Annotated in this window: 26 protein-coding genes and 1 riboswitch; of the genes, 12 read left to right on the top strand and 14 right to left on the bottom strand. The window is 64.6% G+C overall.

Annotated features, from left to right (window positions below):
* The first annotated feature begins 4 nt into the window (after window positions 1–4).
* Entirely contained in the window at window positions 5–361 is a 357-nt protein-coding gene (locus CIT39_RS23095; RefSeq protein ID WP_094972291.1) for a carboxymuconolactone decarboxylase family protein, read from the top strand.
* Window positions 362–439: 78 nt separating this feature from the next.
* Here the strand turns inward: CIT39_RS23095 and CIT39_RS23090 are convergent, their stop codons facing one another.
* A complete protein-coding gene (locus tag CIT39_RS23090) occupies window positions 440–772 on the bottom strand; it encodes a hypothetical protein (protein WP_094972290.1) in 333 nt (110 codons plus the stop codon).
* 106 nt (window positions 773–878) lie between these two features.
* Window positions 879–1,283, bottom strand: a complete 405-nt coding sequence (locus CIT39_RS23085) for a hypothetical protein (RefSeq protein WP_094972289.1) — start codon at window positions 1,281–1,283, stop codon at window positions 879–881.
* A 153-nt stretch (window positions 1,284–1,436) separates the two neighbouring features.
* Between CIT39_RS23085 and CIT39_RS23080 the strand changes: the two genes are divergently transcribed.
* Together CIT39_RS23080 and CIT39_RS23075 are read left to right on the top strand one after the other, a co-directional pair.
* Complete coding sequence (locus CIT39_RS23080; RefSeq protein ID WP_094972288.1) at window positions 1,437–1,661, top strand: hypothetical protein; 225 nt, start codon at window positions 1,437–1,439, stop codon at window positions 1,659–1,661.
* 13 nt (window positions 1,662–1,674) lie between these two features.
* On the top strand, window positions 1,675–3,711 hold the full coding sequence (locus CIT39_RS23075) for a pyrroloquinoline quinone-dependent dehydrogenase (RefSeq protein ID WP_244607437.1): 2,037 nt from the start codon (window positions 1,675–1,677) through the stop codon (window positions 3,709–3,711).
* 44 nt (window positions 3,712–3,755) lie between these two features.
* Here the strand turns inward: CIT39_RS23075 and CIT39_RS23070 are convergent, their stop codons facing one another.
* Entirely contained in the window at window positions 3,756–4,079 is a 324-nt protein-coding gene (locus CIT39_RS23070; RefSeq protein WP_094972287.1) for a PilZ domain-containing protein, read from the bottom strand.
* A gap of 101 nt (window positions 4,080–4,180) precedes the next feature.
* Here CIT39_RS23070 and CIT39_RS23065 point away from each other — a divergent pair, with 101 nt between their 5' ends.
* On the top strand, window positions 4,181–4,474 hold the full coding sequence (locus CIT39_RS23065; protein WP_026201704.1) for an HdeA family protein: 294 nt from the start codon (window positions 4,181–4,183) through the stop codon (window positions 4,472–4,474).
* 92 nt (window positions 4,475–4,566) lie between these two features.
* Here CIT39_RS23065 and CIT39_RS23060 read toward each other — a convergent pair whose 3' ends face one another.
* The gene (locus tag CIT39_RS23060) at window positions 4,567–5,031 is read right to left on the bottom strand and encodes a PaaI family thioesterase (protein WP_094972532.1); all 465 of its coding nucleotides are present in this window, start codon (window positions 5,029–5,031) and stop codon (window positions 4,567–4,569) included.
* 361 nt (window positions 5,032–5,392) lie between these two features.
* Between CIT39_RS23060 and CIT39_RS23055 the strand changes: the two genes are divergently transcribed.
* Complete coding sequence (locus tag CIT39_RS23055; RefSeq protein WP_094972531.1) at window positions 5,393–5,689, top strand: hypothetical protein; 297 nt, start codon at window positions 5,393–5,395, stop codon at window positions 5,687–5,689.
* Between the two features lie 107 nt (window positions 5,690–5,796).
* A complete protein-coding gene (locus tag CIT39_RS23050) occupies window positions 5,797–6,051 on the top strand; it encodes a hypothetical protein (RefSeq protein WP_094972285.1) in 255 nt (84 codons plus the stop codon).
* Between the two features lie 12 nt (window positions 6,052–6,063).
* Here CIT39_RS23050 and CIT39_RS23045 read toward each other — a convergent pair whose 3' ends face one another.
* Both CIT39_RS23045 and CIT39_RS23040 read right to left on the bottom strand, forming a co-directional pair.
* On the bottom strand, window positions 6,064–6,297 hold the full coding sequence (locus tag CIT39_RS23045; RefSeq protein ID WP_094972284.1) for a DUF6894 family protein: 234 nt from the start codon (window positions 6,295–6,297) through the stop codon (window positions 6,064–6,066).
* A gap of 165 nt (window positions 6,298–6,462) precedes the next feature.
* Window positions 6,463–6,660 carry a hypothetical protein gene (locus CIT39_RS23040; protein WP_094972530.1) on the bottom strand — a complete coding sequence of 66 codons (198 nt, stop codon included), beginning with the start codon at window positions 6,658–6,660 and terminating at the stop codon, window positions 6,463–6,465.
* A gap of 352 nt (window positions 6,661–7,012) precedes the next feature.
* Here CIT39_RS23040 and CIT39_RS23035 point away from each other — a divergent pair, with 352 nt between their 5' ends.
* The gene (locus tag CIT39_RS23035; protein WP_162308632.1) at window positions 7,013–7,270 is read left to right on the top strand and encodes a DUF2798 domain-containing protein; all 258 of its coding nucleotides are present in this window, start codon (window positions 7,013–7,015) and stop codon (window positions 7,268–7,270) included.
* A 641-nt stretch (window positions 7,271–7,911) separates the two neighbouring features.
* Here the strand turns inward: CIT39_RS23035 and CIT39_RS23030 are convergent.
* Window positions 7,912–8,079 carry a hypothetical protein gene (locus CIT39_RS23030; RefSeq protein ID WP_094972282.1) on the bottom strand — a complete coding sequence of 56 codons (168 nt, stop codon included), beginning with the start codon at window positions 8,077–8,079 and terminating at the stop codon, window positions 7,912–7,914.
* A 154-nt stretch (window positions 8,080–8,233) separates the two neighbouring features.
* The gene (locus CIT39_RS23025) at window positions 8,234–8,434 is read right to left on the bottom strand and encodes a hypothetical protein (protein ID WP_094972281.1); all 201 of its coding nucleotides are present in this window, start codon (window positions 8,432–8,434) and stop codon (window positions 8,234–8,236) included.
* 2,083 nt (window positions 8,435–10,517) lie between these two features.
* On the opposite strand from CIT39_RS23025, the gene recA reads away from it, so the two are divergent.
* Both recA and CIT39_RS23015 read left to right on the top strand, forming a co-directional pair.
* Complete coding sequence (gene recA / locus CIT39_RS23020; RefSeq protein ID WP_094972279.1) at window positions 10,518–11,606, top strand: recombinase RecA; 1,089 nt, start codon at window positions 10,518–10,520, stop codon at window positions 11,604–11,606.
* Window positions 11,607–11,733: 127 nt separating this feature from the next.
* On the top strand, window positions 11,734–12,084 hold the full coding sequence (locus CIT39_RS23015; protein ID WP_140480419.1) for a hypothetical protein: 351 nt from the start codon (window positions 11,734–11,736) through the stop codon (window positions 12,082–12,084).
* Window positions 12,085–12,186: 102 nt separating this feature from the next.
* On the opposite strand, the gene gcvP is transcribed toward CIT39_RS23015, so the two are convergent.
* From gcvP to gcvT, 3 genes are read right to left on the bottom strand one after another with little or no spacing between them, the layout of a single operon-like run.
* Window positions 12,187–15,054, bottom strand: a complete 2,868-nt coding sequence (gene gcvP / locus CIT39_RS23010) for an aminomethyl-transferring glycine dehydrogenase (RefSeq protein ID WP_094972529.1) — start codon at window positions 15,052–15,054, stop codon at window positions 12,187–12,189.
* A gap of 17 nt (window positions 15,055–15,071) precedes the next feature.
* Complete coding sequence (gene gcvH, locus CIT39_RS23005) at window positions 15,072–15,440, bottom strand: glycine cleavage system protein GcvH (RefSeq protein ID WP_094972278.1); 369 nt, start codon at window positions 15,438–15,440, stop codon at window positions 15,072–15,074.
* Between the two features lie 9 nt (window positions 15,441–15,449).
* Window positions 15,450–16,598 (bottom strand): glycine cleavage system aminomethyltransferase GcvT, encoded by a 1,149-nt coding sequence (gene gcvT / locus CIT39_RS23000; protein ID WP_094972277.1) that lies wholly within the window; start codon window positions 16,596–16,598, stop codon window positions 15,450–15,452.
* A 162-nt stretch (window positions 16,599–16,760) separates the two neighbouring features.
* Window positions 16,761–16,851: riboswitch (glycine riboswitch) on the bottom strand.
* Window positions 16,852–17,074: 223 nt separating this feature from the next.
* Between gcvT and alaS the strand changes: the two genes are divergently transcribed.
* Together alaS and CIT39_RS22990 are read left to right on the top strand one after the other, a co-directional pair.
* Window positions 17,075–19,756 carry an alanine--tRNA ligase gene (gene alaS / locus CIT39_RS22995; protein WP_162308631.1) on the top strand — a complete coding sequence of 894 codons (2,682 nt, stop codon included), beginning with the start codon at window positions 17,075–17,077 and terminating at the stop codon, window positions 19,754–19,756.
* A 6-nt stretch (window positions 19,757–19,762) separates the two neighbouring features.
* Window positions 19,763–20,989: a cyclic nucleotide-gated ion channel gene (locus tag CIT39_RS22990; RefSeq protein WP_094972275.1), complete on the top strand. Its 1,227-nt coding sequence runs from the start codon at window positions 19,763–19,765 to the stop codon at window positions 20,987–20,989.
* 3 nt (window positions 20,990–20,992) lie between these two features.
* Here the strand turns inward: CIT39_RS22990 and CIT39_RS22985 are convergent, their stop codons facing one another.
* The 3 genes from CIT39_RS22985 to CIT39_RS22975 all read right to left on the bottom strand — a co-directional run bounded on the left by CIT39_RS22985 (window position 20,993) and on the right by CIT39_RS22975 (window position 23,094).
* Window positions 20,993–21,277, bottom strand: a complete 285-nt coding sequence (locus CIT39_RS22985) for a DUF3303 domain-containing protein (protein WP_094972274.1) — start codon at window positions 21,275–21,277, stop codon at window positions 20,993–20,995.
* Between the two features lie 5 nt (window positions 21,278–21,282).
* A complete protein-coding gene (locus tag CIT39_RS22980; RefSeq protein ID WP_094972273.1) occupies window positions 21,283–21,783 on the bottom strand; it encodes a DUF3455 domain-containing protein in 501 nt (166 codons plus the stop codon).
* Between the two features lie 96 nt (window positions 21,784–21,879).
* A complete protein-coding gene (locus tag CIT39_RS22975) occupies window positions 21,880–23,094 on the bottom strand; it encodes an NADP-dependent isocitrate dehydrogenase (RefSeq protein WP_094972272.1) in 1,215 nt (404 codons plus the stop codon).
* Between the two features lie 336 nt (window positions 23,095–23,430).
* Between CIT39_RS22975 and CIT39_RS22970 the strand changes: the two genes are divergently transcribed.
* On the top strand, window positions 23,431–24,624 hold the full coding sequence (locus tag CIT39_RS22970) for a TrmJ/YjtD family RNA methyltransferase (RefSeq protein WP_094972271.1): 1,194 nt from the start codon (window positions 23,431–23,433) through the stop codon (window positions 24,622–24,624).
* The last annotated feature ends 12 nt before the right edge of the window (window positions 24,625–24,636 follow it).

Genomic DNA, 24,636 nt, shown 5'->3' with positions numbered 1-24,636 from the left:
TCCAATGGACAAGAACTACGTCGATATCACCAGGAACATCTCGGCCAATTTGAAGAAGCTGCGGGGCGACATTCCCGATACGATGAAGGGATTTTCCGCGCTCGCCCAGGCGGCCGCGCGCGACGGTGTGCTCGACAAGAAGACCAAGGAGCTGATGGCGCTGGCGCTCGGCGTCGCCGCGCATTGCGACGGCTGCATCGGCTTTCACGCCGAGGCGCTCGTCAAGCTCGGTGCGAGCCGCGAAGAGATCGAGGAGACGCTCGGCATGGCCGTCTATATGGGCGGCGGACCGTCGCTGATGTACGCGGCCGACGCGATCGCGGCGTACGAGCAGTTCCAGCAGCAGACTGCTTCCAGCTGAGCGGCGCCGTTGGGCGTCTGATGCGAAAAGGACCGGGCGACAATCGTCGTCCGGTCCTTTTGCCTTAGCTCGCTATTATTACCAGCGGCCGTCGCCGACGCCTACGCCGACGCTGACGCCGGGAGCGCGAATACCGACGCCGGCGCGCGGCCCGTCATCCCAGTCGCGACGATACGTCCGCCGCTCATGGTAGCCATCACGCGGCATGGAATTGTAGGAATCGCGCACGATCACGCGCGCGCCGCCGCGGGTGCGATAGCAGCGGCCGGCGTCGTCGCAGACAAGCCGAACCTGCTGGACGAGATCCGGATTGGTGTACTCGCTGCTCGTGTAGATATCGGATGCCTTCGCACCCGACGCGGCTGCCAAAGCGCCGACGCCTGCCAAAAGCGCAATCGTAAATGTCTTCATTCTGTCCTCCACCGCAACTGCCCTATGGGACGACAAGAAGGGGAGGCGGTGATTGTTCCCGGCTGGTTTGCAGGTTTTTCCCGAAGCCCGCTCTTTGCCGCGGCTCCTAAATCGGCTCGTAGGTCTCGGTCCCGCAGATGTCGTCGGCTTCCGCGCGCCGGCGGTCGACCACCTTTCCTCCTGATATCGTCACGATGTAGGTCTGGGCGCCGAGCGAAGTGCCGGTCGCGGAGGTGAGCTCGGCGCGGACGCAGGCGGTCCAGCCCGGTCCGCGCGCCTCCCGGTGGGGCATGGCGACGTGCACGGCGCGTGGATAGGAGGTGGTGAGGAAGACGACATCGATCTGCTCGCGCACCACGCGCTTGACGTCGGGGGCGGCTTCGGGCGGTGGCTGCTCGGTTTCCTTCATCCGCATGAATTCCGGCACCGGCGCGCGGCTGTCGGCAAAGCCGCAGGCACCGAGTGCGAGCGCGCCGGCGAGCAGCGTCGCATGAGCAATGATCCGCAACATCCGTGAAGGTTCCCTGCGGCCGAACAGATAGGCAGGAAAGCGATCCGGCGAAGTCCCCGGCAATCAAGTTTTGCTGAAGTGCTGGAGCTCGCGGCATTTCATATTCCGGAATTGCAGGCTAAGTTTGTACCCCAGACGAGGGGGATTGCACCGATGAGGATTTTGGTCATAGCGGCTGCGGTCATGGCGCTGGCGATTGCTTCGGCGCAGGCGCAGGGCCGGCGGTCCCCCAATGACGCAGGCAAACCGGCTGACAACAAGCCCAAGGTCGACGAGAAAGCCTACAAGGCCGCGCTCGAGCGCATTCCCGAGCCCAAGGACAAGTACGATCCGTGGGGCGGGGCGCGTCCGAGCGAACCCGCCAAGAAGCCGAAATAGAGCGAGGCGAGCTTTGCGGACCGGCCTGCGAGTTCCGATCGGGGTCGTTGCGCTGCTGTTGATCGCCGTGCGACCAAGCGCGGCCTGGGAAAGTTGGGGCGGCGATGCAGGCGGCTCGCGCTTCTCGCCGCTGCAACAGATCACGCCCGACAATGTCGGCAATCTGGTTCGGGCCTTCGAATTCCGCACCGGCGATCTCGCGGTGCGCGCGCCGGAGGTGATGCGGCGAACCAAATTCCAGGCAACGCCGCTGTTCGTCGAGGACAGCCTGATCTTCTGCTCGCCGTTCAACGAGGTCATTGCGCTCGATCCCGGCACGGGCGCGCAGAAATGGCGTTACGATCCGAAGATCGCGACCAATCAGCGTCCCGCCAATCGCTACGTCTGCCGCGGCGTCACCCGCTGGACCGACGATGAGGCGCCCGCGGATGCCGCCTGTCGCTCGCGCATCTTTATGGGCACCAACGACGTTCGCCTGATCGCGCTCGATGCGAAGACGGGACTTCCCTGTGCCGGCTTCGGCAATGGCGGCGAGGTGAAGCTCGATATCGGCATTGCCCTGGAATGGCCCGGGGAATTCCAGATCACCTCGCCGCCGGCCGTCGGCCGGGGTGTCGTCGTGGTCGGCTCCGCGATCTCCGACAACCGCCGCGTCGATGCGCCGAGCGGCGTGGTACGTGCGTTCGATGCGCGCACCGGCCGGGCGCGCTGGAGCTTCGAGCCGCTCAAGCGTGACGGCATCGAAGCCGGGCACGCCAATGTCTGGGCGCCGATGTCGGTCGACGCGGCGCGCGGCCTGGTGTTCCTGCCGACGTCCTCGCCGTCGCCGGATTTCTGGGGCGGCAAGCGGCCGGGCAACAACGAGCATGCCAATTCGGTGGTCGCATTGCGCCTCGAGACCGGCGAGCTCGCATGGGCATTCCAGACCGTGCATCACGACGTCTGGGATTACGATCTGGCGGCGCAGCCGACGCTTGCGCGCCTCGATGCGGGTGACGGCCAGCGCGACGTCGTGATCCAGCCGACCAAGCAGGGTTTTGTCTTCGTGCTCGACCGCGAGACCGGCAAGCCGGTCTGGCCGGTGGAAGAACGCGCGGTGCCGCAGGGCGGCGCGGAAGGGGAGGCGTTGTCGCCGACGCAGCCGTTTCCGACGCATGTGCCGGCGCTGATCTCACAGACGATCTCGACCGACGACGCGCTCTCGCTGCTGCCGGCACTGCGCCGCTCGTCCTGCGAGCGCCAGTTCGCGGAGGCGCGCAACGACGGTCTGTTCACGCCGCCTTCCGTGCAGGGCACGCTGGAGTTTCCCTTCACCGGCGGCGGGGTGAACTGGGGCAGCGCGGCCTTCGATCCGGTCCGGCAGATTCTCTACGCCAACACCGGGCGCGCCGTTCACCTCATCAGGCTGATCCCGCGCGCGGAGGCCGCCGGATTCAGTCCGCCGCCCGGGCATGATTTCGGCCAGCAGCGCGGCGCGCCGTTTGCGATGTCGCGCGCGGTGATGATGTCGCCGCTCGGTCTGCTCTGCAACAAGCCGCCCTGGGGCGAGATGGTCGCGGTCGATCTGAAGGCCGGCAAGATCCTCTGGCGTTCGACGGTCGGCACCACTGAAGACCTGGCGCCGCTCGGTGCGCCGCTGCCCTGGGGCACGCCTCTCGTCAACGGGCTCGCGGTCACGGCGGGCGGCCTCGTCTTTACCGGCGCGATGGATGCTTATTTGCGTGCCTTCGATGCGCGAAGCGGCAAGGAGCTGTGGCAGGGGCGGCTGCCGGTGCCCGGCGTCGCCAATCCCATGACCTATTTGTGGAAGGGCGAGCAATATGTCGCGATCGGCGCCGGCGGCCACTCCGAAGCCGGCACCTCGATCGGCGACAGCGTGGTCGCGTTCCGCCTGGCGCGGCCAGGCGAGGCGCCGACATTGTGGTCGCGCACCATCGATCGTCCCGGTGGACGATTCTTCGCGGCATCAGCGACCATCGGAATCGCGATCGTTGCGCTCGTGATCGCAGGCCTGCGCTGGCGTCGCCGTCGTCGTATCACGCAATCATAATGGCGTTGTGGATGCGATGCGAACGTTCGTTCACATCGCGCGCGCTATTGGACGAAGGCGAGGCCGATACGCTTGTCACTGCGCCAAATTGTACGACAATTCCGGACGAAATCGTCGCGCGTGATCGATAGCGTGATCGATTGCGGCAATGTGACGGGGGTGTCGAGGTCGATCGCCACGCCGCCCGCCGACATGTTTCGCACGGTGCAGGGAATGCCGCTGTTTTCAAAGGTGATCGTTCCACCCTTGAAAACCCGGTGACGCTGCGCTGCTCGCTTCTCGATCATCCGCTTCGGTCCTTCATGATGATCGTGAAATAGTGCATAGAAATTACGTTGAACTAAACTCAATACTGGCGCTACTTGCACGGCGCTTCAGACTTCGTTTACGACGTCGGCGCGGAGAATTCCTCCGCCGACTTTACCCACACGCTCTTCTTTTATGGCGCTGCGCGCCGATGGAGATATTGATGAAGACCACGCTTTCGATTCTGCTCGCCGCCGCGTTCTCGCTGTCGTCGATGCCCGCCCACGCCGTCAAGTGGGACCTCTCGACCATGAGCTGCAAGCAGTTCCTCGAGAGCGGCGAAGACAACATCCAGGTCGTGCTGACCTGGATGGACGGCTGGTACAAGGGCGACGAGGACAACGCGATCATCGACACCGACGTGTTCATCGAGAACGCCAAGAAGTTCGGTGCCTATTGCGGAAAGAACCCGACCGCCAGCATCGTCACCGCGGCCGACGAAGTGCTGGGCAAGTAATGAAGCGTGCGGACCGAAGCGCGGATGCAATCGCGCTTCGGTCTTTGCCGCGGTGCGCTTTGCGCTCACGCGGCTCGTCTTTGAAATGCTGCTCAGCCCGGCAACATTGCGAACGCGCTCGATACCATCGCGACCGGCTTGTTGTCGGCGGCCGAGAGCAGCGTGACGCGGCCAAAGCTCATGGTGCGCCCGAGCCGTACGACGCGGGCGTCAGCAATCACGTCCGATGAGGACACTGCGCGCATGAAATGCGTGGTCTGGTCGACCGTGGTCATGGGGCGGTAGCCGCGATTGGCCGCCAGGATCGCGATCACCATCGCGGTGTCGGCGAGCGCCATCAGGGCCTGGCCGCAGACAATGCCGCCATTCCGGCACAACCGCTCCGAAAACGGCATGCGCAGCAGTGCGCCCGGCTGCCAGTCCGGCGCATCCGCCGGCTGCGCGTGCTCGAGGCGCTCGACGGTGAGGTCGAGATCCTGGACCCAGGGGGCAAAAACCTCGGCGAGGATGCGTCTGGCGTCGGGGAGGCCGAATTCGGCGTCTGGCTGCATTTGCATTGCTGTCGCGTTCTCCTGCATTGCCGGATGTTTCGAGCATTGTGCGCATCGGCGCGGCAAAGTCACCCGGTCTGGCGCCGGGCCGGTCGGCTTGAAAATGCCTGACTTGGCCCGATATGATGCCTTGCTTGGGTGTGGGTGGATGATATTGCGTCGGTGTGTCCTCGTCTTTGGTATGGCAGCGCTCGGCCTCGCGCTGAGCGGGTGCACCAAGTGTGGTCCGATCTGGGACGACTGGCTGCATGCGCCGAAATCGTGCAGATCGGACCGGCTCTAGCGGGCCTCGACAGGCCTCTGCGGCCGCGACTGGGATGGCGAGGTGCGGACGATTCGCGCCTCATGGATGATCAAGGAGTGGATGATGAAGCTTTTCCGTTTGGCCGCGGTGCTGGTCGTGCTGGCCGGACCGACCTACGCGCAAATGCCGCAGCTCAATTTGCTGCAGGACGGTCCGAGCAAGACTCCCGAGGAGAAGGCCGCGGAAGCCGAGCGTGAAAAGGCCTACAAGGAAACGCTGAAGAAGATTCCGGACACCAAGGCGTCCAACGATCCCTGGGGCGGCATGCGCGCCGATCCGCCGAAGCAGCCGGCGGCGCCGAAGGCCTCGGCCGCCACCAGCGCGCCGAAGAAGACCAAAAGCGGGACGGCCGCCAACTGACCGAACTCCGTTCGGGAGGCGGCAATGGCGCTTCTCGGATGGGACTCCTCTTCGTCAGGCCCAGGCCCTACATTGTGCTGAGCGTAGCGCGTAGAGGAGGGCAGGACATGGCCGACCGTCCGCGGGATCTCGCCGAGCGGATGGCGCGCCGGCGCAACATCGCCGGCAAGCCGGGCCAGACGGTCCGCGACGGCTATCTGCGCGAGACCTTCACGCTGCCGCGCGCGGCGGCGCGGGAAAGGGCGCAGGCTTTCTTCGCCCGCTACCCCAAGGCCGGCTACATGAGTGCGGTAGAGACTTGGCGCGAGTTGCCCGGCGGCGACATCGAATTCACCATGCGGCGGCTGCCCAGCGCGGACTGATCTCGATACCTGCTAGTCGAGGGTTTCGGCAACGATGCGAATCCGGAACACGGGCTCCTTGGCCTCGTCCAGCAGCTCCATGTGCCATTCGGAATTTTCCTGGAGCTTGCGGGCAATGCCGGCGGTCATGTCGGCGCAGACATTGGTCATCTCTTTCCAGGCCGAATTGCGATCGGCAAACTCCGTCGCCTGGTCCGCGCAGCCCGAGTAACTTCCATTCCGGATTCGAAAGAAATACAGCGGCATGGCTGGCACCGATGGCACGCGTGATGGCCTCGCCTCGGGCCATGAACGCGCGCAGTGCAATCCCAAACCACCGTCAGATCAATTCCGGGCGGCTACGGATGATGTTCCACCGCAGCTCCCAGCCGTGGCGCTGCCGGTGCACAAGGCGCCATCCGACGCCGACCGTCATCCGCCCGCTTCAGGCTGTCCGGCCGCTCGCTTCAGCTCCCGGTCGATCCGCAGCTGCACGCGCCGGATCGCCAACAGATCGATCTTCGTCTCGGTCTTGCCGGACTTGACCTGCTCGCCAATGCGGAACTGCCACTGCCAGATTCCAGGAATCGCCGTCTTGGCGACGGTGAACTCGATGCCCCTGTGATTCATGGTGACCTCCCCACGATTCACTTCCATGACTGCAAACATGTTGGGCGTCACAATATTCCGGACACAAGCAAATTTTGGCGGTAAGCCCCGGATAGTTCGGGGATATCTCGAAAGCGCGCGGACGCCGAAACAAGCGAAGCCTCGTCCGAAACACGCCGCACTGCCTGAAGGTGCCGGATTACGGAACGCTCCGTGGTTCTCCGACCATGAACAGAGTTCCTGGCCTGCACCCGGCTGCATGGGGGCGCCGATCGAACAGGCCGCAGGGCCGCGCCGGGGATGACCGATTCCCTGCAAGCGCGGCATGTGCCTTGCTTGGCCTGATCACGGCAACCAGCAACATGGGCCCGTCATGCTCGGCATTCCCCGCCGCTACAGTCATTTCATCTTCGGCATCATCCAGTCCGGACTGACCTCGCTGGTCGCGTCGGGGATTGCGAGCCTGCCCGCAGGCGATGCGATGGGCTTCGTCGGGCACTGGATGGTTTCGTGGCTGATGGCATGGGCCGCGATGCTGCCGATCGTGCTGCTGGCGGCGCCCGCGATCCGCGCCTTCTCGCTGCTCCTGACGCGGGAGGAGAGGGAGCCGCGAACCGCCCGGCAGGCGTGAAAAAGCCCCGCCCGACGAGAGCCAGGCGGGGCCGAGAGTTATTGGAGGCTGAGGTGCTGGGCTGCAACACCATAGCAGCATCACCCTAGCCGGCCCCGCTTACGGCAGCCTGACAGGCGGCAGATTTCCGGGCCCTCCGCCGAGGCCGCAGACTGGCCCCGCACCCGTCCCAATTTCGTCATCGGCCCGCACGACTGCGGACACACCCGTCGGCAAGATTCCACGCCGTTCGGCGCCGCCATGGGGGAAACGTGGCACGCCAGGGGTGGCATCATGGATAACGTAGAGCGGTCATTCGCCGCCGCGACAGCGGCTGGCTTCGTCGTGCTGGTGATCGGCCTCGTGCTGCTGGCGCTGCTTTAGGTGGCGCGGGGGCGGCCAGCCGTGCCCTGCGATGATGGGGCGCGGAGCATGCCGCATTGTCAAAACTAAAAAACTGAAAAACAACCCCATGCACAGTAGGCGGCATGGAAATTTCGTTGTTGTCTCAGTGTCTTAATCGTGGTGCTGAAGTGCCGCTAAAGCAACTCTGGCAAGCGCTAGAGCGTTTTCGAGCGAAGCGGACACCGGTTCGCGTGAAGGAAACGCGTCAAAACGAGAATCTGGAGCTTCGGTTCTGATTCAATCAAACCGAAAATGCTCTAGTGGATCTTGATGTCGTTCAGGGGAAGCTGGAGCTCGGCGGCGCGCTCTTCGCGGTCCTTCTTGCGGAACTCGTTTTCCTGGCGCTCGAACTTCATCATCTCCCGATGCGCCGCCTCCAGCAGGGGATTGCGCCTGGTCGTATCGCGGTGCGTGTTTTCCGTCATGATCGAGTCCCCGGAGTTGCGGTCTCATCCTGGAGAAGGCCCAGCACCGCGAAAAGGTTCGGTGCCGCAGGATTACGGAATTCTGACGGCGGCCGGGCCATGCGTCTTTGATGCGCGTCAGCTTCGGTCGGGAAACGACGTTGCCGCAGCCTTGCTATTTCGGCGGTTGCAGTCCGGGGGATTTGGCCCAGTCTTGCAGGTGATTGGCGACGTCGGCCTGGCGGGCCTTCTTGAGCAGGGCATCCCGCTCGGGCCCGGGCGGAAGCTTCGAAGCCTGTTGCTGGACCTGCTTCACCCATGCGGAAAGCCGGTCTTGAAGGGTCAGCTGCTGCTTGTAACGTCGCCGCTTGAACATGGCATGCTCCTTTCCGTGCGAGGAAGGCCGGAGCGCAATCGGCGTTCTCATCACCGATAGTCGCCACGCTTCGGGCGGTGATGGCTCATTTGGGACAATCGACGGATCGGTGTCTGTGCACTTGTGCGCACAACAGGAACCGGTCAGCCGCGGACAGTCCATCAACGGAGGCAGGCGCCTCAAAAGGGATGATCATTCACACGCCGGCGCATCTGGTGACAGAATTGGCGAGTCGATTCCGGAGCTTGGCGCCCCGTAGGAATCCGGTCGCACGGGACACCGCCGGGATCCTGGATCCGAGCTCATCCTGGCCGCCGCCACACGCGTCTGAATGAAAGAGGCCGCCGGCTGGCGCGGCCTCAATTCATCTTGCGACGGAGCTTCCTGAGGAGTTCGCGCTGGTCCTCGATGCATGCTCGCGCAAATTCGGTCGGCGCGTGAATCTGTCCTAAGTAGGACACTCATTTCGGGAAATCAGGACACTAGGTTCCGGTAAAGGAACACCGTGTTATTCCGGATTCCTCAACCTTGTGGATAGAGTCAGGATTGCTCTTGCCGGGGCTGCTATTTCATTCCGAATAAATTTTCCGGCAAGGGGTCGCGCGAATGCGACCCTTTCTTGATTCCACATTCGCGGAGGGGAATTAGGACACTCGGCGCTTAGGTGCCAACCAACGATCCCACCGATGACGGGCATGGAGCCGGATGGGCGGGGCGGCTGGAAAGTGAAGGGGCAATGAAAGAGGCCGCCCACTGAGGCGGCCTTTGTGGAGGTTTGCCTTTCCCGTCGCGACAGTTGCGATATGGAACGGCCCTCGACGCCGGCACCGTGTAGGCGCGCCATTCGGCATAAGTAAAACCATACTTCTTCATGCAAGCCAGAGAGCTTGCGGCGTATTATTCGGCGGCTCGGCGTTGGCGACAGAGCACGAGGCCGCCCAAGCGGCTACTGCGCCGCGGTCGTAACGGTGGAACCCGGATCGCCAAGCTTGGACCACTGCGATTTTCAAACCAGGCGACTGAGGTCGGAAACAGGCCAGCACCAGAATTCCGGGTACAGGCCGAAATAGGCCACTCGATTTCCAAACTGAGCCACCAAACGAGGACGCCACCAAGCTAATAATGCTCAGTGGCGCTACGCTGGAACTGGAAATTGCAATCCTCCAGTGGAGATTGGTCAGGGCGAGGCTGGATTAGGTTCAGGGGCCACACAGGATTTCAAGGCAGGCCAGTCACTCCGCGATCGACTTGCCGGGTGACTGGTGCCGGATCGGCCTATTGATTGCTAACGCCCCCGGAGCTTGGCAGCGAAGAGCCCGTGAGAGGCAGATCTGCAAGAGGCCGCCCACAGACGCGGCCCTTATCGTAGGTTAGGGCGACAGCTAGGAAATTTGGCGATGTTCTGGCAGTTGTGAGAATCGCAATGATCAGCAGCCAGCGCCGCGCCCGCGAAGAGGCGAGAGAAGCCTTGGACAAGACTAGGCGGAAAACGGAGCTACTTAGGTCCGTTGTCGATCAGACGCGGGAGCATATCAACGCAAGTCGTCGGCTTCTTGCGCAGGCGCCACCTCAAATTCGGCCACTCCCGAAATAGCCTTTACTGTTTGCTCACCTCGGAGCTCGCAGACCCGGTGATGAAAGCCACTGGTCGACCTGTATGGCTGTTTCAGTCTGGCGCGCTTTCCGGATCATGGCATCCCGAAGGGGGCCGTGGGGAAGCTTGTGCGCCTCGTCTTTCAGTCGGTTGGCCTCGAGTACAAGCCGATCAACTAGCGAAAGCTCAGGCCGGTGGGATTTGGTGCGCGTCATGATGCTCTCCGTGTAGGAGGCGGGAGCGCGATACTCTCAGTCACCGATAGATGCCGATGGTGGGGCGGTGATGGAACCACAGTACGCGCTATGCCTGCAGCAAGCGAGGAATTCCGCTATGCAAAACAGGCCACTCACAAACAGGCCAGCGTTTGAATCCGTAAAAGAACATATTGCGAACATAGAACAGATAGGGTACATTGCCTCTATCGACGAGCCGCCTCGCCAATCGTTTGTCCCTCTAGCGAATCCTCGCCATAAGGAGCACGACCCAATGTCCACCACTGCCCTGCGTATCGTCGAAGGATCTTCCATGGACAAGAGTAAAGCTCTGGCCGCCGCGCTCTCCCAGATCGAGCGTCAGTTCGGCAAGGGTTCGGTGATGAGGCTCGGCAAGAACGACCGCTCGATGGACGTCGAGGCGGTCTCTTCCGGGTCCCTCGGGCTCGACATCGCGCTCGGCATCGGCGGCCTGCCCAAGGGGCGCGTCGTGGAAATCTACGGGCCGGAATCCTCGGGCAAGACCACGCTGGCGCTGCATACGGTGGCCGAAGCGCAGAAAAAGGGCGGCATCTGCGCCTTCATCGACGCCGAGCATGCGCTCGACCCGGTCTATGCACGCAAGCTGGGCGTCAACATCGACGAGCTCCTGATCTCGCAGCCCGATACCGGCGAGCAGGCGCTGGAGATTTGCGACACGCTGGTGCGGTCGGGGGCGGTCGATGTTCTGGTGGTCGATTCGGTCGCGGCCCTGGTGCCGAAGGCCGAGCTCGAGGGCGAGATGGGCGATGCGCTGCCGGGCCTTCAAGCGCGGTTGATGAGCCAGGCGCTGCGCAAGCTGACGGCCTCGATCAACAAGTCCAACACCATGGTGATCTTCATCAATCAGATCCGCATGAAGATCGGTGTGATGTACGGCTCGCCGGAAACCACCACCGGCGGCAACGCGCTGAAGTTCTACGCCTCGGTCCGCCTCGACATCCGCCGCATCGGCGCGATCAAGGAGCGCGACGAAGTGGTCGGCAACACCACCCGCGTCAAGGTGGTGAAGAACAAGCTGGCGCCGCCCTTCAAGCAGGTCGAGTTCGACATCATGTACGGCGAGGGCGTCTCCAAGATGGGCGAGATCCTCGACCTCGGCGTCAAGGCCGGCATCGTCGAGAAATCAGGCGCATGGTTCTCCTATGACAGCCAGCGCCTCGGCCAGGGCCGCGAGAACTCGAAAGCGTTCCTGAAGGCCAATCCCGACATCACCGCCAAGATCGAGACCTCGATCCGCCAGAACTCCGGCCTGATCGCCGAGCAGATTCTCGCCGGCACGCCGGAGCGCGACGCCGACGGCGAGGAGCCGGCGGAGGAGTAAGTTCTAAATCGTAGAGTTTTTCGCGAGGAGCGGGCGCTGAGGACGTTGAGTTGCCGACGTCGTCGGCGCCCGTTTCGTTTTTGTGATACAAGATATATCCGGATCAGTTGGTGAGACTGGGATCGCCGTGAGTTGGAATCAATCCGAGGTCATTGCTGCTCGCCAAATCATTATTGGGACGGCGAAAGGAATACTTTCCGGAAGCGTGTCTCCGGTGGAAGGTGCCAGGGCAATTGCGAGGAGCAGCTTCAAGGCCCGCCTTGAAGACGATCCCGATATTTTGCCTTTTGTCGGAATTGCCTCGGAGACCGAATCCTTGCCGCTGGGACGCGAAAGAGCGCACTGGCAGGCGCAGGCGCTAGCTGATCTCCAGGGCAAGATCGATAAATCCCAAGCCTGGGCACTCACGGTCGCGAGTACCCATTGCCAGAGCCTTGTGACCCGGTCGGGATGCCTGATGCGTTGGCCTGACGGCTAGATTGTAGGATGGGTAGAGCGCAGCGAAATCCGCCGCTTTTCTGTCGCCGGAAGGGAACGCAGTGATGGGTTTCGCTGCGCTCTACCCATCCTACGTCGCGTCCTACTCCGCGGCTTCCGCGTAATCGCTCACCGGCGGGCAGGAGCACACCAAATTGCGGTCGCCGTAGACGTTGTCGACGCGGCCGACCGGGCTCCAGTATTTGTCGGTGCGCGAGCTGCCGGCGGGGAAGCAGCCTTCGGCGCGGGTGTAGGCCCGCTTCCAATCATCGTCCGCGATGTCGTGCACCGTATGCGGGGCGTGGCGCAGCGGTGACGCTTCGATCTTGAAGCGGCCGGCCTCGACCTCGGCGATCTCCTTGCGGATCGCGACCATGGCGTCGCAGAAGCGATCAAGCTCGGCCTTCGATTCCGATTCGGTCGGTTCGATCATCAGCGTGCCCGGCACCGGGAAGCTCATGGTCGGCGCGTGGAAGCCGTAGTCGATCAGGCGCTTGGCGATGTCGTCGACGGTGACGCCGGACGTGGGCTTCAGCGGCCGGGGATCGACGATGCACTCATGGGCGACGCGGCCCTTCTCGTTCTTGTAGAGCACCGGGAAGTGCGGATCGAGGCGTGCTGCGATGTAGTTGGCGTTGAGGATCGCGATCTCCGTGGCGCGCTTCAGGCCTTCGCCGCCCATCATCAGGATATAGATGTAGGAGATGGTCAGGATCGATGCCGAGCCGAACGGGGCGGCCGAGACCGGGCCGACCGGTGCGTCAGCCTTTGTCGCGGGATGACCGGGCAGGAACGGCGCCAGATGTGCCTTGACGCCGATCGGGCCCATGCCGGGGCCGCCGCCGCCATGCGGGATGCAGAAGGTCTTGTGCAGATTGAGATGGCTGACATCGGCGCCGTAATCGCCGGGCCTGCTCAGGCCGACTTGCGCATTGAGGTTGGCGCCGTCCAGATACACCTGGCCGCCATGGCCGTGCACGATGTCGCAGATCTCGCGGATGTGCTCCTCGAACACGCCGTGGGTCGAGGGATAGGTGATCATGACCGCGGCGAGGTCGTTGGAATGCTTCTCGGCCTTGGCGCGGAGATCATTGACGTCGACGTCGCCGTTCTTCTCGCAGGCGACCACCACCACGTCCATGCCGACCATCGCGGCCGAGGCCGGGTTGGTGCCGTGGGCGGAGGAGGGGATCAGGCAGATCTTGCGGTGCGTCTCGCCGCGCGCGGCATGGTAGCCGCGGATGGCCAAAAGCCCGGCATATTCGCCCTGCGCGCCCGAATTCGGCTGCAGCGAGATCGCGTCATAGCCGGTGATGTCGCACAGCCATTTTTCCAGCCGCGCGAACAGCGCGTGATAGCCGGCCGCCTGCTCGCGCGGGACGAACGGATGCAGCGTCGCAAACTCCGGCCAGGTCAGCGGCATCATCTCGGTGGTCGCGTTCAGCTTCATGGTGCACGAGCCGAGCGGAATCATCGCGCGGTCGAGCGCGAGGTCGCGGTCGCTGAGCTTGCGCATGTAGCGCAGCATCTCGGTCTCCGAGCGATGCGCGTGGAACACGGGATGGCTCAGGAACGCGGTGGTGCGCTTCAAATCGTCCGGCAGCGCCTCGCGCGTCTCCGCGTCGACCTCGGCGTAAGCAAGCGTGCCGCCGAAGGCACGCCAGACTGCTTCGACCGTCGCTGACGTCGTGGTCTCGTCGAGCGCGATGCGCAGATTCGTCACGCCCACACCGAGATTGATCTTCTCAGCTGCTGCGCGGGCGACGATCTCGGCGCGCTTGGCGCCTGCATCGACGCTGATTGTGTCGAAGAAGTTCTCGCTATCAAGCGCAAAGCCGAGCTTGCGCAGGCCGCTCGCCAGCACGGCGGCGCGGCGATGCACATTGCGCGCGATCTGCGTCAGGCCTTCGGGGCCGTGATAGACAGCGTACATCGAGGCGATCACGGCGAGCAGCACCTGCGCGGTGCAGATGTTCGACGTCGCCTTCTCGCGGCGGATGTGCTGCTCGCGGGTCTGCAGCGCGAGCCGGTAGGCAGGCGCACCGCGCGAGTCCACAGACAGGCCAACGATGCGGCCGGGCAGCGAGCGCTTCAGCGCATCGCGCACCGCCATATAGGCCGCGTGCGGTCCGCCATAACCCATCGGCACGCCAAAACGCTGCGCCGAGCCGATCGCAATGTCGGCGCCGAGCTCGCCGGGCGAGGCGAGCAGCGTCAGGGCCAGCAGGTCGGCCGCGACGATCGCGAGCGCGCCCTTGGCCTTAAGTGTCGCGATCGCGGGCCGGAGGTCGCGCACCGCGCCGGAAGAACCGGGATATTGCAGCAGCGCGCCGAGCACGTCGGCCTTGTCGAGATCGGTGAGGGGATCGCCGACGATCAGGGTCCAGCCGAGCGGCTCGGCGCGGGTGCGCATCACGGCCAGCGTCTGCGGATGCACGTCCTTGTCGACGAAGAAGGCTTGCGCCTTGACCTGCGAGTGCCGCTCGGCGAGCGCCATCGCTTCCGCTGCGGCGGTGGCCTCGTCGAGCAGCGAGGCGTTGGCGACGTCGAGCCCGGTGAGGTCGCAGATCATGGTCTGGAAGTTGAGCAGTGCCTCCAGCCGGCCCTGGCTGATCTCGGGCTGATAGGGCGTGTAGGCCGTGTACCAGGCCGGGTTCTCCAGGATGTTGCGCTGGATCACCGCGGGCAGGATCGTGCCGGAATAGCCTTGGCCGATCAGCGAGGTGAAGACCTGATTCTGCGCAGCGAGTTCGGCCATATGCGCGATCGCCTCGGTCTCGCTCAAGGGCTTGCCGAGATCGAGCGGGGTGGCCTGCCGGATCGAGGCCGGCAGCGTCTCCGCCATCAGGGTGTCGACGCTTTTCGCGCCGACGGTTTCGAGCATGGCGGTGACGTCGCGCGCCGACGGGCCGATATGGCGGCGAACGAAACTGGCGGCGGTGTCGCCGTTGGTCTTGCGGTGCGCGGTCATCGCTTGCTCCATCGTCCTTAAGCCGTATGCGTCTTGTACGCGGCTTCATCCATGAGGCCGCCGAGCTCGCTCCTGTCGGCCATCTTGATCTTGAAGAACCAGGCCTTGCCTTGCGCGTCCGAGTTCACCAGCGCCGGCTCGGCCACGAGCTCGGCATTGGTTTCGAGCACTTCGCCGGTTACAGGCGCGTAGACGTCGGAGGCGGCCTTGACCGATTCGACGACGGCGGCGGCTTCCGCCTTCTTCAGGGTGCGGCCGACCTTGGGCAATTCGACGAACACGACGTCGCCGAGCTGCGACTGCGCGTAGTCGGTGATCCCGACGGTGGCGACGTCACCGTCGATAGCGAGCCATTCATGGTCGGAGGTGTACAGCGTGGTGGTCATTGTCGATCCTCAGCGTTTGTAGGTGTTCTTGACGAAAGGCATGGCCGCGACCTGCACGGCCAAGCGCTGGCCGCGCACTTCGGCGAACAGGTTTGTGCCGAGCGCGCTTTGGCTCGTGGGCACATAACCCATCGCGACCGGCGCATTCAGGCTCGGGCCGAAACCGCCCGAGGTGACTTGTCCGATCGGCTCGCCGCCCGCGCCGTCGGCGAACAGCAGCGCGCCCTCGCGGACCGGCGCGCGTCCCTGGGCGAGCAGGCCGACACGGCGGCGGGCCGCGCCGTGATCGAAATGAGCGAGGATTTTTTCGGCACCGGGAAAGCCGCCGGCGCGCGCGCCGCCGCTGCGGCGGGACTTCTGCACCGACCATTCCAGCGCGGCCTCGACCGGCGTGGTCGCGGTGTCGATGTCGTGGCCGTAGAGGCAGAGCCCAGCCTCCAGCCGCAGGCTGTCACGGGCGCCCAGGCCGATCGGCAGCACGTCCGGATTGTCCAGCAGCGTTTTGGCGAGACGCTCGGCATCGGCCGCCGGAACCGAGATTTCAAAACCGTCCTCGCCGGTATAGCCGGAGCGCGAGACGAAGCAGTCGATGCCGGCAACCTTGCGCGGGCCGGAATCCATGAACTTCATGGCGGGCGCCTCTGCACACAATTTCGCCAGCGCGGCCTCGGCCTTCGGCCCCTGTAGCGCGATCAGCGCGCGATCTGCGAGCGGCTCGATGACGCAGTCGCTGGAGAGATTCGCGCGCAGATGGGCCTCGTCCGCTTCCTTGCAAGCGGCGTTGACGACCAGAAAGAGGTGATCGCCGAAATTGGCGACCATGAGATCGTCGAGAATTCCGCCGTCTTCATTGGTGAACTGGGCGTAGCGCTGCCGCCCCGGCGCGATCGCGACGATATCCTGCGGCACCAGCCGTTCCAGCGCGCGGGCGGCGTCCTCGACCCTGCCGGATTTCGGCCGGAGCGCGATCTGGCCCATATGGGAGACGTCGAACAGGCCGGCGGAGGCCCGGGTATGGAGGTGCTCCTTCAGCACGCCCGCGGGGTACTGCACGGGCATGTCATAGCCCGCGAACGGCACCATCTTGCCGCCCAGGGAGACATGAAGCCCATGAAGGGGCGTACGTTTCAAGGAATCTTGGTCGTCGCGCGCTAGCATCACAGGGGCCCTCGGCGGTTCCCCCGGGAGGATTCCCTGAGGACACCAGTCGAAGCCCCATCTGTCGCTGTGCCTGAGAGTATTATCCCGTCGGCGGGAGCCATCCGGGCAAACCTTCCTTAAAAGGTATTTGCCCGTCGGCGCCTCTTTCCAGATGCTGTCAAAGCCACGCGGTCCTTTTGCCTGAGAGTTTCCGGGGCGGTTGCTCCTTCGGCGCCGGCTGCCTAAAGCCGGTCTCTCCCGACGTGGCCGTACGATACAGATGGGTAAAGACCACAGCGGGGCCAAGCCTGTCAACGCGTCCGCGCGTCCTATCCAACGGGATTGAGCGCCTGCGGCAACCCTCTGATCTCCTTGCACAGTTTCTGGACAGCGCAGCTGGCCTTGTCTAAAAGCGCTTTGGCCCGCAGATATCAGCCTCAACGTTACGGTTTGGATGGCGAGAAGCGGGTCCAGGCACACCCGATTGGATGAACATGAGCGGCGTCAACGAGATCAGGTCGACCTTTCTGAACTTCTTTGCCGAGAACGGCCACGAGATCGTGTCGTCCTCGCCATTGGTGCCGCGCAACGACCCGACATTGATGTTCACCAATGCCGGCATGGTGCAGTTCAAGAACGTCTTCACCGGCGTCGAGAAGCGGCCCTATCAGCGCGCCACCACGTCGCAGAAATGCGTTCGCGCCGGCGGCAAGCACAACGACCTCGACAATGTCGGCTACACCGCGCGCCATCTCACCTTCTTCGAGATGCTCGGCAACTTCTCGTTCGGCGACTATTTCAAGGAGCGCGCGATCGAGCTGGCCTGGAAGCTGATCACCAAGGAATACGGGCTGAAGAAGGACAAGCTGCTCGTCACCGTCTATCACACCGACGACGAGGCGGCCGGCCTCTGGAAGAAGATCGCCGGCTTCTCCGAGGATCGCATCATCCGCATCCCGACCTCGGACAATTTCTGGGCGATGGGCGACACCGGTCCGTGCGGCCCGTGCTCGGAGATCTTCATCGACCGCGGCGATCACATCTGGGGCGGCCCGCCAGGCTCAACGGAAGAGGACGGCGACCGCTTTCTCGAATTCTGGAATCTCGTGTTCATGCAATACGAGCAGGTGACGAAGGAGGAGCGCGTGGATCTGCCGCGTCCCTCGATCGACACCGGCATGGGGCTGGAGCGCATGGCCAGCATCATGCAGGGCGTCGACAGCGTGTTCGAGACCGATCTGTTCCGTCATTTGATCGACGCGACATCGTCGGCGCTAGGCCACGGGCCGAACGAGCAGACCGTCGCCTCGTTCCGCGTCATCGCCGACCATCTGCGTTCCTCGGCCTTCCTGGTCGCGGACGGCGTGCTGCCCTCGAACGAGGGCCGCGGTTACGTGCTGCGCCGGATCATGCGCCGAGCGATGCGCCATGCGCAGCTGCTGGGTGCGAAGGAGCCGCTGATGCATCGCCTGGTCTGGGCGCTGGTGCGCGAGATGGGCCAGGCCTATCCCGATTTGATGCGCGCGGAAAACTTGATCGAGGAAACGCTGCGGCTGGAAGAGACCCGCTTCCGCAAGACGCTGACCCGCGGCCTTGCCATCCTCGACGAGAAGAGCGCGTCCTTGAAGAAGGGCGACATGTTCGACGGCGACGTCGCCTTCACGCTTTACGACACCTATGGTTTTCCGTTGGACCTGACGCAGGACGCGCTGAAGTCGCGCGGCATCAGCGTCGACCAGGCCTCGTTCACCGACGCGATGGAGCGCCAGAAGGCCAAGGCGCGCGAGTCCTGGAAGGGCTCGGGCGAAGCCGCCTCTGAAGCGATCTGGTTTCCGCTGCGCGAAAAGCTGGGCGCGACCGAATTCCTGGGCTACGAGACCGAGAGCGCCGAAGGCGTGGTGACCGCGCTGGTGAAGGACGGCAAGGAAGCCACGAGCCTCAAGGCCGGCGAGACCGGCGCGATCGTGCTGAACCAGACGCCGTTCTACGCGGAATCGGGCGGCCAGGTCGGAGACACAGGCGTGCTCACGGGCGAGGGCGGCATCAAGTTCCGCGTCACCGACACGCAGAAGAAGCTCGGCGATTTCTTCGTTCACGTTGGCAAGGTCGAGAGCGGCGAGCTGAAGCTCGGCACAGCGCTCCAGCTCGAGGTCGATCATTCCAGGCGCTTCTCGATCCGCGCGCATCACTCGGCAACGCATCTCATCCACGAGGCGCTGCGCCAGGTGCTCGGCGACCACATCGCCCAGCGCGGCTCGATGGTCGCGCCGGACCGCCTGCGTTTCGACTTCGTGCATCCGAAGCCGATCACGGCGGCGGAGCTGGCCCGCGTCGAGGACATCGCCAACGACGTGGTGCTTGAGAATGACGAGGTCACGACGCGCGTGATGGGCGTTGACGAGGCCCGCGAAGCCGGGGCGCGCGCGCTGTTCGGCGAGAAATATGGCGACGAGGTTCGCGTCGTCTCGATGGGCAGGACCGCGCGCGAGCGCGGCACCAACGCGCTCGGCTGGTCGGTCGAGCTCTGCGGCGGCACGCATGTCAAGCGCACCGGCGATATCGGCCTGATCACGCTCACCGGCGAGAGCGCGGTTGCTTCGGGCGTGCGCCGCATCGAGGCGCTGACCGGCAATTACGCGCGCAGGCACGCCAACGAGACCATGGCGCTGGCCAAGACCGCGGCGAACGAGCTGCGCACCTCGATCGACGACGTCCCCGCGCGCATCACCGCGCTGATGGACGAGCGCAAGAAGCTCGAACGCGAGCTCTCCGACGCCCGCAAGAAGCTGGCGATGGGCGGCGGTGCGTCCGCCGGCAGCAATGGTGCAGCCGCGGCCGTGCGTGAGGTCGGCGACGTCAAGCTGATGGCGCGCGCGGTCGAGGGCATCGAGATGAAGGATCTCAAGAGCCTCGCCGACGACGGCAAGAAGCAGATCGGCTCCGGCGTCGTCGCGATCGTCGGCGTCACCGAGGACGGCAAGGCCGGCGTGGTGGTCGGCGTCACCGCCGACCTCACCGCGCGCTTCAACGCCGTGAACCTGGTCAAGATCGCTTCCGAAGCGCTCGGCGGCAAGGGCGGCGGCGGCCGGCCCGACATGGCGCAGGCCGGCGGCCCCGATGGAGCCAAGGCAACCGAGGCGCTGGCGGCGATCGAAAAAGCGATGGCAGGCGCGTAAATCGCCATGCGCCCCGTTCCGCGAGGACGTGGCTTGCGCGATCCCAATGTGAGGGATCGCCTCTATGAATTGCTGGAGCACGATCCGCTGGCCTATTCGGCCGGGTCGCGCTTCATCCAGATCATCATCGGCGTCATCGTGCTCAATGTGGCCGCGATGGTCCTCGCCTCGGTGCCGGAGCTGGACGCGCAGTTCGGCACGCTGTTCGCAGCCATCACCACCCTGTCCGTGATCGTGTTCGCGCTGGAATATCTGGCGCGGCTGTGGACCGTGGCGGGCCACACCCAGCGCAAAGGCTCCGCGCTGTCCGACCGGCTCTGCTACGTCTTTTCGACGCTCGGCATCATCGACCTCATGGCGTTCCTGCCCGCGTCCATCGTGCTCGCCACCGGCCGGCACACGACGCTGGCGGCCCTCGGCGTGTTGCCGTTCTTCAAGCTGATCCGGTACTCGCCGGCGATGCGCTCGCTGCTCGCCGCTGTCCATGCCGAGCGGCGGGCGCTGATCGGCTGCATCGTCATTTTGATCGGCGCGGTCTTGACCTTCGCCTCGCTGCTCTACGCCATCGAGCGCGACGTGCAGCCGGACAAGCTCGGCACCATCCCGCAGGCGATGTGGTGGGCGATCGTGACGCTCGGCACCGTCGGCTATGGCGACGTGGTCCCGGTGACGGCGCTCGGCAAGCTGGTCTCCACTTTCGCCATCATCAGCGGCTTTGCCATGATCGCGCTGCCGGTCGCGATCATCTCCACCGCCTTTGCCGAGGAGGTGAAGCGGCGCGACTTCGTCGTCACCTGGGGCATGCTGGCGCGGGTGCCGCTGTTCTCGCATCTGTCGGCCGCCGAGATCGCCGACATCATGCGCCTCTTGCGCGCGCGCACCATCGAGCAGGGAGAGATATTGGTCCGCCGCGGCGATGCGGCCTCGTCGATGTATTTCATCACCGCCGGCGAGGTCGAGATCGCGCTGCCGAGCCAGCACGTGCGGCTCACCGACGGCACCTTCTTCGGCGAGATCGCGCTGCTGCACAAAACAAAACGCAGCGGCACGGTGACGGCGACGCGCAAGACGCGCCTGCTGGTGCTCGACGCCCAGGATTTTCACGCGCTGATCGAACGCATGCCGACGCTGGCCGACCACGTCCACACCACTGCCAAGGCGCGGCTCGCCGATACCGGCGACCTCGCGCTGGCGGAGCTGGCTCAGGCCAAGCAGGAAGAGGGCCCGGGGTAGCCGTCACGTTCCGTCGAGGAAGGGCGCGACAACCTCGCGCGTCTCCTTGCTGGGCACGACGGGCACGATCTCGAACGTCATGCCGTTGCCCTGGCAGTTCAACACCCATTCCTGCAGCAGGCGAGCGTCGTCGCATTCCATCAGTTGGAAGCAGCGGTCGAAATTCGGCTCGATCCAGCTGCCGAGATATTTCAGGCCTTCCGGAAACTTGACGCCCTCGTCGCGCACGCGCCGGTAGACCGGAATTGGGTCGCGGTCCCTGAAGCGTTCGATCACCATGAAGAGCATCGGTCTCAGCCTTTCTTCAGGAAAACATACTCGGCCGAGTAGGGCGCGCTTCTGAACTCGCCGGCCTTGTCGCAAGAACCGTCGAGCTTGCCGCCATGGGTGTTGATGCGCTGGACCGTGGTAACAGGCGTGAGGGTGCCGCTGCCGCGGCGGGCGGTGACCTCCAGCTTCAGCCAGGGGATATCGGCGGCCGTCGTACCCGGTGCGTTGCCGATCACCTTGCCGACCACGGCGCTGCTGTCGGCGAGCTCCCAGTTCGGGCCGGCATAATGCCGGCCGATCGTGTTGCCCTCGGACAGCAGCGTCGCGATCGGCTCGCGGAAGGCCCAGGCGAGCTTGCCGTCGCTACCGGCCTTGCATTCGTAGACCTGCGCGCCTTCGGCGTGGACGCTGAGCACGACGCTCTCGCCCGGTGCGGCGATGGCGTCGGGAAGCGGCTCTGCAGCCCCGGCCGGCCCGATCAGGGCCGCGAGCAGCATTGTGGGGCCGGCAAGCTTGATGAACATGGTGGCATCTCCGGGCAAGGTCCCAAAAAGAAACGGGCCGCGCTGTTGCGCGGCCCGTGATGATGTCTGGCCCAGTCGGGCGAAATTGCGGTCGGCTCAGCCCGCCAGCTCCTTGGTCAGGTTCTCGGCGACCTTGTCGAGGAAGCCGGTGGTCGAGAGCCAGCGCTGGTCGGCGCCGACCAAGAGCGCGAGATCCTTGGTCATGTAGCCGGCCTCGACGGTGTCGACGCAGACCTTCTCCAGCGTGTTGGCGAACTTGGCGAGCTCGGCATTGTTGTCGAGCTTGGCGCGGTGCGACAGGCCACGGGTCCAGGCGAAGATCGAGGCGATCGAGTTGGTCGAGGTCTCCTTGCCCTTCTGGTGCTCGCGATAATGTCGGGTCACCGTGCCGTGGGCGGCTTCGGCCTCGACGGTCTTGCCGTCGGGGGTGAGCAGCACCGAGGTCATCAGGCCGAGCGAGCCGTAGCCCTGCGCGACCGTGTCGGACTGCACGTCGCCGTCGTAGTTCTTGCAGGCCCAGACGTAGCCGCCCGACCATTTCAGCGCCGAGGCCACCATGTCGTCGATCAGGCGGTGCTCGTAGGTCAGGCCCTTGGCCTCGAATTCCTTCTTGAACTCGCGGTCGTAGATGTCCTGGAAGATGTCCTTGAAGCGGCCGTCATAGACCTTCAGAATCGTGTTCTTGGTCGAGAGGTAGACCGGGTAGTTGCGCAGCAGGCCGTAGTTCAGCGAGGCGCGGGCGAAGTCGATGATGGAGTCGTCGAGATTGTACATCTCCATGGCGACGCCGGCGCCGGGGGCCTTGAACACTTCCTTCTCGATCACGGTGCCGTCCTCGCCGACGAACTTCATCGACAGCGTGCCCTTGCCCGGGAACTTGAAGTCGGTGGCGCGGTACTGGTCGCCATAGGCGTGGCGGCCGATGATGATCGGCTTGGTCCAGCCGGGAACCAGGCGCGGCACGTTCTTGCAGATGATCGGCTCGCGGAAGATCACGCCGCCCAGGATGTTACGGATGGTGCCGTTCGGCGACTTCCACATCTGCTTGAGGTTGAACTCCTTCACCCGGGCCTCATCCGGGGTGATGGTGGCGCATTTGACGCCGACGCCGACCTTCTTGATCGCCTCGGCGGCGTCGATGGTGACCTGATCGTTGGTGTGGTCGCGGTACTCCATTCCCAGGTCGAAATACATCAGCTCGACATCCAGGAACGGGGTGATCAGCTTGTCCTTGATGTACTGCCAGATAATCCGGGTCATCTCGTCGCCATCGAGTTCGACGACGGGATTGGATACCTTGATTTTTGCCATGATCGGGGAAGCCTCTTGGGAACGGCGCTTTCAGCGCGCCACGGGAATATCCGCCGCCTCATAGCACCCAGACGCGGCGGGCGAAAGCCAAGGGATTATGCACTTTTAGCCGATCCAGCCCCCACAGACGGGGGGCGGGGAGGGCCCCGCAGGCCGGAGCGGGCCCGAGGCTTCGGCAGAGATTCAAAAGTCGATTCCAACCCGTTATTTCCCTTGAGAATTTCGTCAGGACAGGCAAACGACAGGCGGACGGGCAGCCGGTCCGGCGACCGGCTTGAATCAATTCCTGAGGCGGCCTTGCCAAGGCCCTGAGAGACAGCGTGAAAGCGAAACGAGATGTCGGGGACTGACAAGAGCAAGGCGGGTTTGTCCCTCGACGGTCCCATCGTGATCCTGGTCGAGCCGCAGCTGGGCGAAAACATCGGCATGGCCGCGCGCGCCATGGGCAATTTTGCGCTTGGCGCCTTGCGCATCGTCAACCCCAGGGACGGCTGGCCCAACATCGCCGCTCAGCGCGCCGCGGCCGGCGCCGATCACATCCTGGAAAAGGTCCAGTTGTTTGGGACGGTCGAAGACGCCGTCGCCGACCTCGACCTGCTGTTCGCCACCACCGCGCGCCCCCACGACCAGGCCAAGCCCGTGGTCGGGCCGGAAGCGGCGGCCGGCGAGATCGCGGGTCACGTCGCGGCCGGTGGCAAGGCCGGCATCCTGTTCGGCCGCGAGCGCTGGGGACTGACCAACGAGGAGGTCGGCCTCTCCAACCGCATCATCACCTTCCCGGTCAATCCGGGTTTCGCCTCGCTCAACCTCGCCCAGGCCGTGCTGCTGGTCGGCTATGAATGGTTCAAGCGGGCGACCTCAGGCGAGCTGCCGCACGCCATGCCGGAGCGGTCCGAGCGCGCCTCGCAGCACCAGATGCAGGCCTTCTTCGACAACCTCATCCGCGAACTCGACAAGGTGGAATTCCTGCGCCCGGCCGAGAAGCGCGACACCATGCTGGTCAACCTGCGCAACATCTTCACCAGGATGGAGCCGACCAAGCAGGACATGCACACCCTGCACGGGGTGATCATGGCGATCGCGGAGGGACGCAAGGGCCCGGCCAAGGGCGGTGTGCTCGACGGCGAGCAGGCCACGCGCCTGCGCGCGCTGCTCGCCGAGCATGGCAGTGGAACGCCCGACAGCGGCTCGACCGTCCGTGGTCTGGCCCGCTTGCTCCGCCGCAACCCGACCGACGCCGAGCGCCTGCTCTGGCAGGCCCTGACCCGCGACCGCCGCTTCGCCGGCGGGTTCAAGCGCCAGACCCCGGTGGGGCGCCATATCCCGGACTTCGTCTCCTTCCCGCACCGGATCGCGATCGAGCTGGTCAACCCGGGCGAGGGCGAGGCAATCGCGGCAGATCGTGCGGGCCGGCGGACGTGGCTGGAGGCGCGGGATTATCGCGTGCTGGAGATCCGGGCGGCGGATGTCGAGCGCGATCTGGAGGCGGAGCTGGTGCGGCTGCAGGGGATGATCGAGCAGGGCGCATGACCCTGGCCAATC

This window comes from Bradyrhizobium symbiodeficiens, assembly GCF_002266465.3.
Lineage (GTDB): Bacteria > Pseudomonadota > Alphaproteobacteria > Rhizobiales > Xanthobacteraceae > Bradyrhizobium > Bradyrhizobium symbiodeficiens.
This window is presented reverse-complemented; position numbering and strand designations above follow the sequence as displayed.

Bases quoted from the DNA above. Each gene is read 5' to 3' on its own strand.
- CIT39_RS23095 (WP_094972291.1), top strand. From the start codon at position 5: ATGGACAAGAACTACGTCGATATCACCAGGAACATCTCGGCCAATTTG.
- CIT39_RS23090 (WP_094972290.1), bottom strand. From the start codon at position 772: ATGAAGACATTTACGATTGCGCTTTTGGCAGGCGTCGGCGCTTTGGCA.
- CIT39_RS23085 (WP_094972289.1), bottom strand. From the start codon at position 1,283: ATGTTGCGGATCATTGCTCATGCGACGCTGCTCGCCGGCGCGCTCGCA.
- CIT39_RS23080 (WP_094972288.1), top strand. From the start codon at position 1,437: ATGAGGATTTTGGTCATAGCGGCTGCGGTCATGGCGCTGGCGATTGCT.
- CIT39_RS23065 (WP_026201704.1), top strand. From the start codon at position 4,181: ATGAAGACCACGCTTTCGATTCTGCTCGCCGCCGCGTTCTCGCTGTCG.
- CIT39_RS23060 (WP_094972532.1), bottom strand. From the start codon at position 5,031: ATGCAAATGCAGCCAGACGCCGAATTCGGCCTCCCCGACGCCAGACGC.
- CIT39_RS23055 (WP_094972531.1), top strand. From the start codon at position 5,393: ATGAAGCTTTTCCGTTTGGCCGCGGTGCTGGTCGTGCTGGCCGGACCG.
- CIT39_RS23050 (WP_094972285.1), top strand. From the start codon at position 5,797: ATGGCCGACCGTCCGCGGGATCTCGCCGAGCGGATGGCGCGCCGGCGC.
- CIT39_RS23045 (WP_094972284.1), bottom strand. From the start codon at position 6,297: ATGCCGCTGTATTTCTTTCGAATCCGGAATGGAAGTTACTCGGGCTGC.
- CIT39_RS23040 (WP_094972530.1), bottom strand. From the start codon at position 6,660: ATGAATCACAGGGGCATCGAGTTCACCGTCGCCAAGACGGCGATTCCT.
- CIT39_RS23035 (WP_162308632.1), top strand. From the start codon at position 7,013: ATGCTCGGCATTCCCCGCCGCTACAGTCATTTCATCTTCGGCATCATC.
- CIT39_RS23030 (WP_094972282.1), bottom strand. From the start codon at position 8,079: ATGACGGAAAACACGCACCGCGATACGACCAGGCGCAATCCCCTGCTG.
- CIT39_RS23025 (WP_094972281.1), bottom strand. From the start codon at position 8,434: ATGTTCAAGCGGCGACGTTACAAGCAGCAGCTGACCCTTCAAGACCGG.
- recA (WP_094972279.1), top strand. From the start codon at position 10,518: ATGTCCACCACTGCCCTGCGTATCGTCGAAGGATCTTCCATGGACAAG.
- gcvP (WP_094972529.1), bottom strand. From the start codon at position 15,054: ATGACCGCGCACCGCAAGACCAACGGCGACACCGCCGCCAGTTTCGTT.
- gcvH (WP_094972278.1), bottom strand. From the start codon at position 15,440: ATGACCACCACGCTGTACACCTCCGACCATGAATGGCTCGCTATCGAC.
- gcvT (WP_094972277.1), bottom strand. From the start codon at position 16,598: ATGCTAGCGCGCGACGACCAAGATTCCTTGAAACGTACGCCCCTTCAT.
- alaS (WP_162308631.1), top strand. From the start codon at position 17,075: ATGAGCGGCGTCAACGAGATCAGGTCGACCTTTCTGAACTTCTTTGCC.
- CIT39_RS22990 (WP_094972275.1), top strand. From the start codon at position 19,763: ATGCGCCCCGTTCCGCGAGGACGTGGCTTGCGCGATCCCAATGTGAGG.
- CIT39_RS22985 (WP_094972274.1), bottom strand. From the start codon at position 21,277: ATGCTCTTCATGGTGATCGAACGCTTCAGGGACCGCGACCCAATTCCG.
- CIT39_RS22980 (WP_094972273.1), bottom strand. From the start codon at position 21,783: ATGTTCATCAAGCTTGCCGGCCCCACAATGCTGCTCGCGGCCCTGATC.
- CIT39_RS22975 (WP_094972272.1), bottom strand. From the start codon at position 23,094: ATGGCAAAAATCAAGGTATCCAATCCCGTCGTCGAACTCGATGGCGAC.
- CIT39_RS22970 (WP_094972271.1), top strand. From the start codon at position 23,431: ATGTCGGGGACTGACAAGAGCAAGGCGGGTTTGTCCCTCGACGGTCCC.